Source organism: Pseudomonas mandelii, from assembly GCF_006438925.1.
GTDB classification, from domain to species: domain Bacteria; phylum Pseudomonadota; class Gammaproteobacteria; order Pseudomonadales; family Pseudomonadaceae; genus Aquipseudomonas; species Aquipseudomonas mandelii_C.
The window spans coordinates 1-14,871 of the sequence record NZ_RCZA01000012.1 but is presented as its reverse complement, the minus strand read 5'-3'; the positions used below and the strand labels follow the sequence as shown (position 1 = coordinate 14,871).

9 protein-coding genes and 1 pseudogene are annotated in these 14,871 nt (G+C 52.4%); 5 read left to right on the top strand and 5 right to left on the bottom strand.

Annotated elements, in window-relative coordinates; translation table 11 throughout:
- The first annotated feature begins 189 nt into the window (after window positions 1-189).
- Window positions 190-1,236 carry an NAD-dependent epimerase/dehydratase family protein gene (locus EAH74_RS24790; RefSeq protein ID WP_240050557.1) on the top strand — a complete coding sequence of 349 codons (1,047 nt, stop codon included), beginning with the start codon at window positions 190-192 and terminating at the stop codon, window positions 1,234-1,236.
- A gap of 335 nt (window positions 1,237-1,571) precedes the next feature.
- Here the strand turns inward: EAH74_RS24790 and EAH74_RS24785 are convergent, their stop codons facing one another.
- From EAH74_RS24785 to EAH74_RS24775, 3 genes are all read right to left on the bottom strand, one after another.
- Window positions 1,572-2,756 carry an acyltransferase family protein gene (locus EAH74_RS24785; protein ID WP_140681779.1) on the bottom strand — a complete coding sequence of 395 codons (1,185 nt, stop codon included), beginning with the start codon at window positions 2,754-2,756 and terminating at the stop codon, window positions 1,572-1,574.
- A 468-nt stretch (window positions 2,757-3,224) separates the two neighbouring features.
- Window positions 3,225-3,968 (bottom strand): ABC transporter ATP-binding protein, encoded by a 744-nt coding sequence (locus tag EAH74_RS24780; RefSeq protein ID WP_095130189.1) that lies wholly within the window; start codon window positions 3,966-3,968, stop codon window positions 3,225-3,227.
- Between the two features lie 13 nt (window positions 3,969-3,981).
- A complete protein-coding gene (locus EAH74_RS24775; protein WP_140681777.1) occupies window positions 3,982-4,782 on the bottom strand; it encodes an ABC transporter permease in 801 nt (266 codons plus the stop codon).
- Between the two features lie 679 nt (window positions 4,783-5,461).
- On the opposite strand from EAH74_RS24775, the gene EAH74_RS24770 reads away from it, so the two are divergent.
- From EAH74_RS24770 to EAH74_RS24750, 4 genes are all read left to right on the top strand, one after another.
- Window positions 5,462-7,456, top strand: coding sequence for a polysaccharide biosynthesis protein (locus tag EAH74_RS24770; RefSeq protein ID WP_140681775.1), 1,995 nt, complete (start codon window positions 5,462-5,464; stop codon window positions 7,454-7,456).
- 1,036 nt (window positions 7,457-8,492) lie between these two features.
- A complete protein-coding gene (locus EAH74_RS24765) occupies window positions 8,493-10,850 on the top strand; it encodes a glycosyltransferase family 4 protein (RefSeq protein ID WP_161600340.1) in 2,358 nt (785 codons plus the stop codon).
- Window positions 10,850-11,557 carry a glycosyltransferase family A protein gene (locus EAH74_RS24760; protein ID WP_140681771.1) on the top strand — a complete coding sequence of 236 codons (708 nt, stop codon included), beginning with the start codon at window positions 10,850-10,852 and terminating at the stop codon, window positions 11,555-11,557. The genes EAH74_RS24765 and EAH74_RS24760 overlap by 1 nt, the downstream gene beginning before the upstream one ends.
- Window positions 11,558-13,028: 1,471 nt before the next feature.
- Window positions 13,029-14,117 carry an acyltransferase family protein gene (locus tag EAH74_RS24750; RefSeq protein ID WP_140681769.1) on the top strand — a complete coding sequence of 363 codons (1,089 nt, stop codon included), beginning with the start codon at window positions 13,029-13,031 and terminating at the stop codon, window positions 14,115-14,117.
- A gap of 183 nt (window positions 14,118-14,300) precedes the next feature.
- Here EAH74_RS24750 and EAH74_RS24745 read toward each other — a convergent pair.
- Both EAH74_RS24745 and EAH74_RS24740 read right to left on the bottom strand, forming a co-directional pair.
- A pseudogene (locus EAH74_RS24745) lies at window positions 14,301-14,573 on the bottom strand (transposase domain-containing protein); the annotation flags it as partial.
- A gap of 46 nt (window positions 14,574-14,619) precedes the next feature.
- On the bottom strand, window positions 14,620-14,871 hold a 252-nt coding region (locus EAH74_RS24740; protein ID WP_140681767.1), incomplete at its 5' end, for a transposase domain-containing protein.

The window sequence follows — 14,871 nt, the reverse complement described above, 5'->3', positions numbered from 1 at the left end:
TTGCTGTAAGCAGGGCAGCTAGCGTTAAGGGGGGCTCACAGGGCAGGTCCGGCTGATTGCCAGGCCTGCACTGAGAGCGAGACGGGCGTCTCCTGCAATTTGGTAAGCCGCCTCACTTGACGTATCATTAGCCGTCACAGTGTGTTCCGTTAAATAATAATGTGTAGGTCGTTGCAATGGTTGCCAAGGATGGGGCAGGTCAAGCCCGCCTTGTCTGCTGCTGCACAAGGCGGCAGTTTCAACCATATCAAGCGCTGGAGGGCAACGTTGAATAATTCCGAGAACACTTCCGCTAATCCCGTTAAGCGGTCCCTGGTTTTGGGGGGGCGTGGTTTCATAGGCACCCACTTGATAGACGCATTGCTCGATCAGGGGCATTTTGTGCGCTGTTTCGATCGTCCCAATGTGGCACCGTTGGGTGAATCCCACTTCAGTCATCCTAATTTCGAGCTTTGCGAAGGAGACTTCACCAGTGAGGCAGAAGTCGCCAAGGCATTGGAAGGTTGCGATGTTTGCTATCACCTTGTGTCGACTACGCTCCCCAAGTCTTCAAATGCTGATCCCATCTTCGATGTGGAGAGCAATGTCGTTGCGACCATCCGCTTGCTAAACCTCGCGATGAAGTCCGGCCTGAGGAAGATTATTTTTATCTCCTCCGGTGGCACGGTGTATGGAGACCCTACGCAAGTACCTATTCCAGAAACCCATGCTACTGACCCGGCCTGTTCCTATGGAATTGCCAAGTTGGCGATCGAGAAGTATCTGGCGCTTTTCCATCGCTTATACGGCCTTGACTATACTGTTCTACGTCTTGCGAACCCCTTTGGTGAGGGGCAGCGCACCTATGCTAGCCAAGGCGCGGTTGCCGTATTCCTTGGCAAAGTCCTGCGTGGCGAGACGGTCGAGATTTGGGGCGATGGCACGGTTGTACGCGACTACATTCATGTCTCTGATGTGGTGAGAGCGTTGTTAGCATCGTCAGCGCAATCCGGTGAAGAGCACGTGTTCAATATCGGTTCAGGGCGCGGACATAGTCTCAATGAGGTTCTTGACGCGATCGAGAGGGTCACGAGGCGAAATGCCAGTCGTGAGTACTTGTCGGGTCGCGGATTTGACGTGCCTGTCAGTGTCCTGGATATCGAGCGCGCCAAGCAGTCTTTAGGATGGGTTCCTGTCGTGAGTTTCGATCATGGATTGGAGCGCTTTGCTGCTTGGTTATTGGATAATCCGGAATGAGCACATAGATTTAACGATGTAAACACTCCATAAGCCCGCTTCTTGGAAGGTGAGCTTATGGGGCGGTTACGATCTTTGGGAAGGCTTCAAAAGCGGGTGGGGCATGAGGCGTCAAATCGTAGAGGGTCACCATCCGGCTAGGTTGTGACGAAAGAAAAGCCCTTCCAGAATATTACGTATAAGAGCGCCGATTTGTTAGATATGTTTGCCCCCGCGAACATCATCAATCAAATCGGCGCTCTTGTTTCTGTATCTCCTGTCATCCGTGAAAGGCCATTTGCGCACCTGTAGCTGATTTGTCGGTGATATTGGCAGGTGCGTCTTATAGGGGGGGCTCAATAGACTAATTGTTTTTCTTTCAAGAGTTTTCGGGTGATTGAATTAACCTGCTTAACCCACCAGTCATCAAAACGGGATAGTGGTATTGCTAATGCGGTTGAAATGGTGGCGGTTACAATAAATACGATAATTAAATTTGATGTGTTGCTGACGCCGTGATTTGCAAGTTTTAGATATACGTAGCTTGATACCGAGCAGATCACAAGAGTATGGACAAGATACAGTGGAAAACTAATTTTCCCAATGCCTCTTAAAAGTTTTCCATTCAGGTTTTTAAACACCTTTTGATTGGTCATGGTTGCGAATATTATGCAGGCGGAGCCCAGTGTGTGGAGTAGGGATTGGGTGTGCACTTTCATAATATCTGGGATGGCTGAAGCCCATGCGTATGATTTTTCCGGGATTATATAGCCGAGCATGTATAGCCCAAAAATAATTAGCGCTATGGAGGCATGGAAAGGGATTTCTTTTTTGTTTTTGGCTAGATAGGCAGAAAGAAATGTACCGGCAACAAAGGGGAATATGAAGTCGTTATAGAATAGTGCTGATATTGAAATAATTATAAAGGCGTAAATTAGGTAGCGGTATTCGAGTATTACGGAAATAAAGCATGCAAGCATAAAGACAATCATGCTGCCGAAAAACTCGGCTTTCATAGTCCAAAGGTTTGTATTGTAAAAGGCTTCGCCTGTGAAAAAAGTTGTCATCCCCTGCGTTAGAGCTTCCCAAAAGCTTGGCTCAAACCCCGGCGTCCATCCGTGAGCAAATGTCGCAAGCCATGGGCTCAAGCTAAGTTGCGAGGCATCATGGAAGTAATAAAAATCAATCCTGAACAAGCAGTAACTTGCGACAGTGGTAATCGTTACGATAGCGGCCAGTCTGGGAAATCTTTTAAGAAATGCCAGAAGAAGTTTTTGCGGGTTTTCATGATTAAAATAGGACCAGCACAAAACAAATCCGGAAAGGGTGAAGAAAAAACCGACAGCCGCTGTGCCGTTTAAAAGAGCAAAAAATGGCAGCCCTACTAAACTACCTTTATCTCTTGTTTGCTCTGCTATTCCTGTTGTGTATGGGGAAAACGCTAAAAAAAAATGGTGAATAAGCACAATAAACGCAGCTATTCCCCTATAGGCTTCAAGAGGGAACAGTCTATTGCTTCCAGATTCCAATTTTGCTGACATGTCAGGCCTTGAATATTTATCGTTTGATCTATAAGTGCGGGATGATAGGCATATTTATTTGTTTTGGCTAGCCTTGGCCCATAGCTTTGGGGGGGGGGCTTGTTGTCGGAGTCGTCTCTCTCTCCGCACTGCGAAAATTTTCACACGGTTGCCCGATTTGTTGACGAGCACGTAAAGTGCAGGTGGGTGAATAACGTCGCCATGATGATCCGTTCAACTGGGGCTGCGAGGCTATCGATAGATTTTTAGGGGGGGCGGGGAGATAAACCTTTTCGACTTTTGCGTCGGGTCGCATCATGAGATGCAGCTGGCGAGGCTTTGTTGCTTTGTTGCTTTGGCTTCTACGCTGCAATGGCTGCGCGGCTACTTTCATACAGAACCTACGTTTATCTTGACTTGATAAAGTAGGTTCTTTATGGGTTCACCGGTTTATTAGCTTAATGAGGGTTGCAGACGCGAAGGAAAATATTAGTGGCCAAAATAAGCTCGGGTAACTGTTTCGGGGTCCGAGTCCATTTTTATTTTGCCGTGCTCCAGCCAAATGACCCGATTGCATGTATGCAGCACCAGGTCACGGGAGTGGCTGGCTATCACTAAAATGCTGGTGGCTTGGACCAGTTCGTTCATCCGAGCTTCTGCTTTGTGCTTGAAGCCTTCGTCCCCTACCGACAGCCATTCGTCCATGATCAATATTTCAGGTCTGATGGTCGTCGATACCGCAAAGGCCAAGCGCAAGTGCATACCGGAAGAGTACGTGCGTACCGGCATGTCAATGAAGTCACCCAGTTCTGAAAACTCAATAATTTCGTCGAGTTTTTCTGCAATATCACTTTTTGTCATCCCGAGCAGGATGCCGCGCATGAAGATGTTTTCCCTGCCGGATGCCTCCGGGTCTATCCCTAATGAAATATCAATGAGGGAAGCGACTTCGCCGCTGATACTGGCGGTGCCAGCGGAGGGGGCGTATACGCCGCTCAGCAGTCTGAGTAATGTGCTTTTGCCAGCGCCGTTATGACCGAGCAATCCAACCCGGTCTCCGTCATTGAGGGAAAAAGTAAGGTCTTCCAGTGCTCTGACGATCACTCGGCCTTGCTCGTTGGCACTGAGTTTGCCACCTGTAGCGACTTGAATCAGTCGCTTTTTCAGAGAGCGAGCACTTGCGTTATAGATAGGGAAATCAACGCATGCGTTATGAAATTCAATAAAAGCCATAATAGTTTTCTTCTTAGAGCCAATAAGCAATGCGTCGTTTATAGAGGCCATAGATGATGATCGCTATGCACCAGCCAAACAGAGCCATGCCCCCGGCCACGCACCAGCTAACAGTACTCACATCCTGTCCGAGCAAGGGAGCCCTGACGATTTGTATGAGGTGATAGATGGGGTTCAAATCCAGTAAATAGGTGCCGGCTCGTCCTGGTAGCAGGCTTGGAAGCCACATGATTGGCGTCAAGTAAAAGGCAATTTGCAAGACGCTCGCAATGATCTGCGGGAGGTCGCGATATCGAGCGCATAAAAGGCTCAATATCAAGCTGATCCATGCCAGATTGAGAACAAGCAGTGCAAAGCCCGGGATACTCAACAGCGCTCCAAGACCCAATGGTTTCTGAACAGCCAGCAGCACAAGCGGGAAAATGACGATGTTGTGCGCGAGGATCAAAGTATTGCGCCATATTGTGCGTAAAATATGCACGAATAATGGGATGGGGAGTTGTTTGATAATGCTTTCTGCGGCGATGAGGCTGGTGCAGCCCTCTAACACGCAGGTAGAAATAAAACTCCAGAGAATCATACCTGCTGCAAGAAATGGCAGAAAGTCTTCCATGGGGGAGTTAAATATTTGGCCGAATACGAGGCCAATAGTACCAATCATAACGCCCATGCTGATTGTTAGCCAAAACGGTCCGACAGCAGAGCGCCTATACCGTTGACGTACATCCTGCCATCCGAGCATGCCTACCAGAGAATAGCGCTTTACAGCCGTCGCTATGTCTGCCAAGGCAGCGGTAATTGGGTTGTTTAGCATTCGAAATACCGGGTTGTCAAAACAGTCGATGATTGTAATCTTGTAGGAGGGTGTAGTGTCACTTTTTCCATCCCGTCTAGTTTCCAGTTTTTTACGCTCGCGGGATCTACTCCACGTAGAGTGCCCCCGCTGCAAGTTAGGGGGCGTAAAGTCTGAAGCGATCTCGTAGGGCGTGCGCGCACTCGGTGCGCTCGCTACCATGACAAACTTGAGCGATTCGTTCAGAAAACAGTGCTTGTGTCGAGCGATTCAGGTGTGCAAATGCTCAGAAATAAAGTTCCTGCCGGATGATTTGCACTTTCTCTATCATCCCACGGTCAGAGGTTAACTCCCAAGAAAATTTCCTACATTCCAGAAACGCATATTGAGCCAAGTGGCCGCGTCTGGTCGTAAGTTCCCTACGTAAATCACCTGCTCGAAAGGGGTCAGAGAGATTGGCTGATGGTTGCCGATGAGCAGCTCCACAGCAGGAACGTGTCCTGGTTTTCGACCGGGTTTCGCGTCCTCGCATTCTCTGTCCGGCAGACCGGTCAGGGGGCGAATTATAGCGGCGCTTTGAGTAAAATGCTCCTTCCTGGGGCCTCCCCTGTGCAAGTATTGGGCGATCTCGTCCTCATTGAGGTTACAATGCCGACCGACGACCGCGTAAAAGGAGGGGGCTACGGGCTCGAAAGCTTGAATGGATAAAATACGCAGAGTGTTGCTTGGTTTGCCTCGCAGGCAAAAAAGACTGATACAGGTCGCCACCGATGTGGTTTTGGTGTGGGTCGCCTTGTGGCTGGCCTTTATCGTCCGCCTCGGCATCGACGACATGTACAATCCGCTAAAGTCGCATTTCTGGCTGTTCGTCAGTGCCTCGATTATTGCCATTCCCCTTTTCATACGCTTTGGCATGTACCGTGCCGTCATGCGCTACTTCGGCAATGACGCGCTGATTGCCATCGTCAAGGCGGTCAGTCTGTCCTCGCTGATCCTCGCCGTGGTGGTGTACTGGTACAGCAATCACCAGGCCGTGGTGCCGCGCTCCATCATCTTCAATTACTGGTGGCTAAGCCTGGTAATCGTTGGCGGCCTGCGTCTGTGCATGCGTCAATACTTCATGGGTGATTGGTTCACCGCTGCGCAGCATGTACCGTTTGTCAATCGAGACGATGGTTTGACCAAGGTCGCCATTTACGGCGCAGGCGTGGCAGGCAACCAGTTGGTTGCAGCGTTGCGCATGGGCCGCGTGATGCGCCCTGTGGCGTTCATCGATGACGATTCCTCTATCGCGGATCGTTCGATTGCCGGGTTGCGGGTCTATAAGCCCAAGCATATTCAGCAGATGATCGACATGACCGGGGCTCAGGAAATTCTTCTGGCGTTGCCGTCTTCAACCCGTGCGCGGCGCAGGGAGATACTCAATTTTCTGGAGGGTTTCCCGCTCCATGTTCGCAGTGTTCCGAATTTCACTGATCTGGCCAGTGGTCGGGTCAAGGTGGACAACATTCAGGAAGTCGACATTGCTGACCTGTTGGGGCGGGATTCGGTGCCGGCTCAGCCTGATTTGTTGGCTCGATGTGTGACGGGCAAGACGGTTTTGGTGACGGGGGCGGGCGGCTCGATCGGTTCAGAGCTTTGTCGGCAGATTTTCTCCCTGGGACCGACCACGCTGTTGTTGTTCGATCATAGCGAATTCAATCTTTACAGCATTTTGTCTGAGCTCGAGCATCGTATTGCTCGTGAGTCGTTGCCTGTCCGGTTGTTACCGATACTGGGGTCGATTCGCCATCCCCATAAACTTCTGGATGTAATGAAGACCTGGAGCGTGGACACCGTTTATCATGCGGCGGCCTATAAGCACGTGCCGATGGTTGAGCACAATATTGCCGAAGGTGTGCTCAACAATGTGATCGGGACGCTCAATACCGCTCAGGCTGCATTGGAGGCTGGTGTTGCAAACTTTGTGCTGATCTCGACCGATAAGGCCGTACGCCCGACCAATGTCATGGGTAGCACCAAACGGCTGGCCGAGTTGACCTTGCAGGCCCTCAGTCGTGAGTTGGCGCCGGTGTTGTACGGGGACAAGTCCAATGTGTCCCGGGTCAACAAGACCCGTTTCACCATGGTGCGGTTCGGTAATGTGTTGGGCTCGTCTGGCTCGGTTATTCCGCGCTTTCACAGCCAAATCAAATCGGGCGGGCCCTTGACGGTTACCCATCCGAAGATTACCCGTTACTTCATGACCATTCCCGAGGCGGCACAACTGGTAATACAGGCCGGCTCAATGGGGGAGGGTGGTGATGTGTTTGTGCTGGACATGGGCGAGCCGGTCAAGATCATTGAGCTGGCGGAGAAGATGATTCACCTGTCTGGCTTGAGCATTCGCTCGGAGAAAAATCCGCAAGGCGATATTGCCATCGAGTTCACTGGACTGCGTCCCGGGGAAAAGCTTTACGAAGAGTTGCTGATCGGCGACAACGTGTCCGCTACCCAGCACCCGATGATCATGAGCGCCAAAGAGGATCATTTGCCTTGGGAAGTGCTCAAGCGCAACTTGATGGAGTTGCTGTCTGCCGTTGAGCGGGATGATTATTCGCGGGTTCGCCAACTTCTGCGTGACACTGTCAGTGGTTACGCCCCGGATGGTGAAATCGTCGACTTGATTTACCAGCAGCGTCGCCTCGAACCCTGATTGTTACAATTCTGTAAAGGACACATTTTTGACAGAATTGGCCCATGACCTAGGTTTTGGAGGCTGCTTCGGAAAAGCTGTTCTTCCGGCGTTTGAGTGCGCAGCCACATGGGCAATGAGTGTTGTGCTGTTCGCTGGATACCAATGCAATGGCTTGCAATCTACGCGGTATACCATCCAATGATATTAGCATTCCCAATTGGGTGTCGGAGCCAGGCAGTTCCAGTGAACCAATCGGCGATGGCACCCAGCATGGCTGCTTCGGAAAACGCAATCAGATAGCCCAAGGCCAGATAGGAGTCTCCCATGGGGGGCTTCTAAAAACCTAATTTATGATCCGTATCGCAACAGAAGAGTGCGGCTTTAAAATACGTGTCCCAGTCAATGAAAGGGTTTAAGTATTGCCCATTAGCGATGCGCTATTATTTAGAAAATGCGGGCTAAAGTAGAGAGAAGCATCGCCGCCATTTGCGCTTGAGCTGGCGACGGCAGATGGCATGGTCGAGAGCAAGTGGCAGGTGGCGTTTCTGCTCGCTACGGTGATATTGGGTCCGCCGTATGGGCACTATGCGTGCGCAAGCTTGGGTAATTAATAAGATTTTTACGTATCGAGCGGTAACATATACACTGCTTGCCGTTGAGGGCGGTGGCTTCATCAACTCCGTCGTTGCCGACGCGTCGCGAAACTAGGCTGGAGTCGAACGGGTGTCGGTTATTTTTTAACCCTGCTGATATCGCGCACCGTCACCAAGGGGCGTTGAGTCAGGCCACTCAGCGATGAGTAAAGTTCGTTGGCGGCGATCCTCATCTACCACGCATGGACGACGGGCGAGAAATACTAGGCCCGCCCTTTCCACTCGGACATCGCAAGCGCGACGGCGTCCGGAACATATATGGCATCGCTCATACCGACCTTGTAAAGCGTCGCATGCGCGGGCCATGCAAGTAGAGGTTGCAGGCGTCGTTTGCGGCCCTCGCGAAGAGAGGACGGCAAGCCGGCTGCTCAACAACAATGCGCGTCAACAGGAACTGCTATATGATTTTATCGAGAATCAAGATGTTGGTGGGGCCGTTTTTGCCGGGTGTGGCCAGCAGCCAGAGAACGGTCGATTACACATTGTTGGAGCTGTCCGGTTTATTTGACCGGGAGTGGTATCTAGCAACGAACACTGACATCGCCGCGAGCGGAACTGATCCGCTTGCGCATTATCTCGAACACGGATGGAAGGAAGGGCGTAACCCGAGCGCGTTCTTTGACGGGTCCTGGTATCTCGTTCACAACCCCGATGTTGCACAGGCGGACATCAACCCATTGCTGCATTACGTCCGTTCTGGGCAGAGTGAAGGGCGCGCACCGAATGCCTTCTTTGACTCTGACTGGTATGAGCGATTCATCGTCCGGACGGAAGAGGACGCGGAATGCACGCCATTCGCGTTCTTCTGGTCGCGTGACGCGGCCATGCATCCGCCATTGCCTGAACTCCAGCCGCTTTATGCGTGTCAGACCAACGTGCTGAAGGACGCCCGTGACCAGTACATGCGACTTGTTGCAGCGGCCCAGCCATGGTGGGCGCGATTCGGTCGCGACAAATTCGCGATTATAGTGGCGCTGTTCTCGCCTTACGAAGACCATCCGGGAATCGGTACGGAAAGCGCTGACACCATCGAGCGTCTGATCGCCTTTCTGACGGCCGCGTGGGAAATGGAAATCGCCCCGGGCCCCCTATTCAGCGTGGAGCATTACCGACGTATCATCCAGAACCGTGGTCTTGTGCTGCAGGACGGGGAGACCCTCCTGCAGCATTTCCTTCGCGAGGGCATTGATAAGCGGATCGTTCCCACACCCTATTTCGACGAGAATTACTATTACGCACAATATCCGTCTGTTGTGGCGGCCTACACGTGGGCGTTCGAGCATTTCATCAGCCGGGGTGTATTTGAAGGGGGGCGTGCGTCAAGTATGCCGCAGCTGATTGTCGCTCAACCACCCTCATCCATGCGGGACGGCGAAGCGCGTCTTAACAATTGGAAGTACTTCCTGTCATCCTGCGGTAGTAGCGGCGATCTGGGTGAGCTGTATCGTGGTGTGCCTCACTACTCGCAGGTCATCGAAGACATCCTTCATTCCACAGCATTCGCGAAGACGATAAGTCGCGCGTTGATGATTGAGCCCGCCATCGGTGACGTATCGGACATCAGCAACGTGCTGGTAGCGCCGTTCCACGACGGTCGCAATCTAGCTCGTCGTGCGCTGCGCGAGCTGTTCGAGCGCGATCACTACGATATGATCGTCTGCGTGCCTTGGATTCGCACGGGAGGCGCCGATCTCGTTGCATGTCAGATTTGCGAAGCGGTGTCCCTGGCGTTTCCCAACAAGTCGGTTTTACTGCTCCGTACCGATCAGCCAAACTTCGACCGCCCGGAATGGGTGTCTGCTGGTGTCGACGTTGTCGATGCATCTAGCGTATTCCGGGATCTTCCGCCCCTCCAAGCGCAAACTCTGCTGTACAGTCTGTTCATGGGGCTCGCGCCGTCCTGGATCATCAACATCAACAGCCGGTTATGCTGGGACGTGATGGCGCGCTTCGGAACACGGTTGTCCGAAAGCATCGATTTGTATTCCTACCTCTTCTGCTGGGATCAGACGGCAAGCGGCTATCGCGCCGGCTACCCGAGCGAATTCTTCCCGGAAACGGCGAGCCATCTGCGAGCTGTGTTCACCGACACGATCTATATGAAGAACGAACTCGCTAAGATCTACAACCTGCCTGCATCGCTCTCCGAGCGGATTGTCCCACTATTCTCGCCGTCGCGTGGGGACATCGGCGGTCAAACGGCGACCGAAGAAAGTATCAAAACCGAGAGCAACCGCCTACGCCGAAGGGTGCTGTGGGCCGGCCGTCTCGATCGGCAGAAGCGATTCGATCTTGTGCAGGAGATCGCGCACAAGATGCCTGAGGTCGATTTCCTGTGCTGGGGAACGCCGCTGCTCAATGCACCGCCGGATTACAGCCGCTCGCCGGCCAACCTGATCCTGCATGAAGGCTTTTCATCCTACGACGAATTACCGCTGTACGATGCGGATCTCTGGCTATTCACGTCGGACTGGGAAGGCATGCCGACGATACTCATCGAGCTCGCGCTGCGCGGTGTCAGCATCGTCGCGAGCGCAGTGGGCGGGGTGCCCGAGCTGATCGACGAGCAGACTGGGTGGCCGGTTGACGGCGTTCGCAGTGTCGACGATTATATTGGCGCAATTCATGCTGCGCTTGGAGCGCCTCACGAACGGATTGTCCGGGCGCAGCGTCTGCGTGAACGGGCACGTAGTCGGCACAGCATGCAGGCGTATGCGAAGCAAGTGTCGGATGTTCTGAATGAAAAGGTGGGTGCGTGATGGAAGTTTCCGCAATTATGACGGCCCATAGAGAAGGAGTGCTTAGCGGCCCGTCGATCTCGAGCTTCCGCGAGGCGATCGATCATGCAAGAGATCAAGGCATTACTGTCGAGCCAATCGTCGTGCTCGATCGTCCCGATGCGTTGACCCGCACCATGTTCGCCGACGCGGATCGCTGGGGAGCGAAGGTCGTCGTGACCGATTTTGGCGACCCGGCACTCGCTCGAAATCATGCGATCAGCCTGGCCTCGGGGCGCTACGCGACCTTTCTGGATGCGGACGACCTCTGGAGCTTCAACTGGCTCGTCGCTGCGCACCGTTTCTGTTCGGAGATGGGTAGACCGGTCATCGCGCATTCGCAAATGAGCATCATCTTCGGACGTGAGCGGCTGTTCTGGTTACATGTTGATTCGGACCACCCGGATTTCGACCTGGATTATCTACAGATTGGCAATTATTGGGAGGCGTTGTCGTTCGCGCCGCGCGAGATCTATGCGGATTTCCCGTTCCATAAGAACGAACTGGCGTCGGGGTATGGGCACGAGGATTGGCACTGGAACTGTACGACTCTTTCGAAAGGCTTTCCGCATAAGCCCGTACCGGACACAGTGCATATGATACGCCGTCGACATGGAACACAAAGTTCGCGTGCGAATAATAGCGACGTCGTCCCGTGGCCGACCGAACTCGTGCGTTTTTCGCGTTGACGGCGGGTCACGCCGCCGCATGTCGTCAGAAGGGAGACAGTTTGAATACCGCACAGGTTCGTGCAATGTTCGAATGCTAGACATTCTCGTGCATGTGCGGGAGCACACTGTATTCCCCCGAGGCCTGCTGTGTCGATCCAGACATCCTGGCGCAAAGCGTCTGTGACAAATGTGTGCTTCGATTCGCCGTTGTGAGAAATCCATATAAATGGATTTTTTCCGCATGGTAGTCCAAGCGGCTAATACATGAGTCCCGGCAATCGATTTCGTATCGGGGATTCGCGTTTTTTGACATGTCGATGGATGCTCCGGGCGATATCGCACGCGGCATTGAAGGCTTGCTTGGGTATCTGGTGAGCAACGGTCCTCCGGTGTTTGGCGATCCCCACAGGTCAGCTTGTTGCGGTAATGCAGATGAAAGCTATGCTTGCCTAGATCGATACTTTCCAGCGTTAGATCGATCATGACGATGCCCTCCGAAAATAAAACACCCTGCGAAAGCGTAGCCCTCGCAGGGTGTGTGGGGGGCCATCTTTAGCCTACCTTTATCCCAAGGCAGTGGGCTTCCCTAAATCCATCGACGGCCTGACTGCGCTGGTCGAGTTGGACATTAACGTCGCGGTATTTGACCCGGTGCTTTTCGTCTTTGCCTTTGGCTTAAGCGCCTGGAGTCTGAACGGTTCAAAACCTATCCCGACGTCACTGATGAGGCGATCGTGCTGACCGTACAAGAGCTGAACGTATCGTAAGCGCTCCATGAACCCCACATTTTAAAGGTGGGGATCTAAGGCTATCTTGGAATTTGCGGCGTGTAGTTCCGCGGCAGCAAGGCCTCGAAGTCTTCTACGCTCGAGGCTTGTGGCAGACGCTCCAATGCGTGGCTGCGCCACTGGAGCAACTGCCACATGCGCACGGTGGTCGACTACGAGACGTTGTTGCCGTGGAACTGCTCACCGGACATGTCACGGTAAACGGGAAGCACATCTGGCGGTAGGTGTACTTCGTGGATTGCATACGAATAAACGACGGCCTCTCTCAGCAGCGCCGGGCGCGACCTACGCCACGATAGTGTGAGCTCCTCGAAACTCGCAATACCGAGACCTGCCGGATCCGAAACGACAGGCGACGAGCGGTCCAAGGCTCAGGAACTCCTACGCTCCTGACCTCCCCGACACGCTTTATCGCAACGACGTCTTGGCAGAGCAGCAGCACAAGCGCCTTCAGAGTAGCAGCGCGCTCCAGCTCGCAGTTGGACGGTGCATAGGCTGATTGAGCTGCAAGAGGACCAAGTGGCGTTGTATGATCCTCGCAGCGTCATCAATGACGGCACAGGAATACGTGTGATCCAGGCCTGCAGCGAAGACATTTGCCCAGGCCTGACGAAGCGCCGGCCTATTGCCCTACGCGGCCAATGAGCTGTTGGAAGAATAGAAATTTCTTATCATTTTTAATTAAAATCAGGCGGAAATACATGCTGCACAAGGATAATAACTTGAACTTGTTACGGTTGGTTGCCGCGCTGATGGTGCTATATGCTCATTCATTCGATATTTACGGCAATTCCCCGGAGATCTTTATTGGTCTTGATTCCTATGGCGGGCTCGGGATTGCGATATTTTTTGTCATTAGTGGTTATTTGATTGCAAAAAGTTGGAGTTTTGATCCTTCGGTCATCAGTTTTTTAGTTAAGCGATCGCTGCGAATATTTCCAGCCCTGATTGTTGTTGTCGTGGTAACTTCGTTTTTGCTTGGTCCCATTTTTTCCACTTTGACAGTCAAGCAGTATTTTTCAAATCTGGCATTTATTATGTATTTGAAGAATATAATTTTAAGTCCGGTATTCTATTTGCCGGGCGTGCTGGAGCACGCCAGAGTTGTCAATGTGATCAATGGTTCTCTATGGAGTTTGCCTATCGAATTTTTCATGTATTTGGTAGTCGTGGCGCTTGGGCTTCTATTCAATGGCGGTCGTCTTGTATACGCAATTGCCACAGCATTGTTTGCGCTGATTGTGGTTTTTTGGTGCTGGCGAGATGCGCCTTTGCTGGTGGTTTACGGTACTGATGTAAGAAACATTCCGTTGATAGGCATCTATTTCATGATTGGGGCATGTTATGCGAAGTGGGGGCTCGAACGGTGGTTCAGTCTCTCCGGCGTAACTGTCATGGTGATGATGACCCTTCTTCTGGCACCGTATTCATCGATTTCGAAGCCCCTGCTATGGCTTACGTTGCCGTATGTCGTCTTGGCATATGGACTTTCCAGAAGTTGGTTGGGAAGCTTGGTTAATAAAGTGGGTGACTGCTCTTACGGTGTTTATATCTATGCTTTTCCGGTTCAGCAGTTTGTTTTGCTAAAATTCCCTGGCATTGCCTATTCAACCTACCTTGTTGTTACAGTGGTCATTACTCTGATTTTGGGATACGGCTCTTGGCATTTGATAGAGAAAAGGGTTCTCAAATTCAAGCCAAAAAATAAAGTCAGGTCTGTATCGAATGGTGTTGATGCCGATTCGGCGTTCAATCCTGTTGTGGGTGAGAAGCTCAATTCAGGGGCTTGAGCAAGTGTATGTATTTATGATGTAACAGTCACTCAGCGCCTATGAAGAGCTACAGGGTCTGCCGCGATAGCGCAGACGCCTGACGATCCTAAAACCCCCCAGGGTTTCATAATGCCCGGTTTATGGATCAGCTTCTTCGTAACTGATCCATAAACCCCACCTACCGCAAGGTGAGGCCTTGGTTTACCTTGGCATTTCCGGTGAGCAGTTCCACGGCAACAACGCCTCGTAGTCTTCTACCGTGGATGCATGCGGCAACCGCTCAAGTACGTGGCGCTGCCACGTATAGGGCTCTTGGCCGTTGACCTTGGCGGTCTCGACCAGGCTGTAAATCTGAGCACTGGCGGTGGCGCCTTTGGGCGTATCGCTGAACCGCCATGCCTTGCGCCCTATGACAAACGGTTTTATTGCGCGCTCGGCTCTGTTGTTGTCGATCGGTAAAAAACCAGCCTCCACGGTATGCGATCCATGAACCCCACATACCCAAAGATATTTACCTCGTTTACCGTGGCATTTCTGGCGAGCAGTTCCACGGCAGTAAGGCTTCAAAGTCCTCTACCGACTCCGCATGCGGCAACCGCTCCAGTACATGGCGCAGCCACGTATAGGGCTCCTGGCCGTTGACCTTGGCGGTCTCGACCAGGCTGTAGATCTGAGCACTGGCCGTGGCGCCCTTGGGTGTATCACTGAACAGCCATGCCTTGCGCCCGATCACAAACGGTTTAATTGCACGCTCTGCCGGGTTGTTGTCGAT

What these genes read in the sequence shown, in the direction of transcription:
- EAH74_RS24790 (WP_240050557.1), top strand. Translation starts at nt 190, where the DNA reads ATGGGGCAGGTCAAGCCCGCCTTGTCTGCTGCTGCACAAGGCGGCAGT.
- EAH74_RS24785 (WP_140681779.1), bottom strand. Translation starts at nt 2,756, where the DNA reads ATGTCAGCAAAATTGGAATCTGGAAGCAATAGACTGTTCCCTCTTGAA.
- EAH74_RS24780 (WP_095130189.1), bottom strand. Translation starts at nt 3,968, where the DNA reads ATGGCTTTTATTGAATTTCATAACGCATGCGTTGATTTCCCTATCTAT.
- EAH74_RS24775 (WP_140681777.1), bottom strand. Translation starts at nt 4,782, where the DNA reads ATGCTAAACAACCCAATTACCGCTGCCTTGGCAGACATAGCGACGGCT.
- EAH74_RS24770 (WP_140681775.1), top strand. Translation starts at nt 5,462, where the DNA reads ATGGATAAAATACGCAGAGTGTTGCTTGGTTTGCCTCGCAGGCAAAAA.
- EAH74_RS24765 (WP_161600340.1), top strand. Translation starts at nt 8,493, where the DNA reads ATGATTTTATCGAGAATCAAGATGTTGGTGGGGCCGTTTTTGCCGGGT.
- EAH74_RS24760 (WP_140681771.1), top strand. Translation starts at nt 10,850, where the DNA reads ATGGAAGTTTCCGCAATTATGACGGCCCATAGAGAAGGAGTGCTTAGC.
- EAH74_RS24750 (WP_140681769.1), top strand. Translation starts at nt 13,029, where the DNA reads ATGCTGCACAAGGATAATAACTTGAACTTGTTACGGTTGGTTGCCGCG.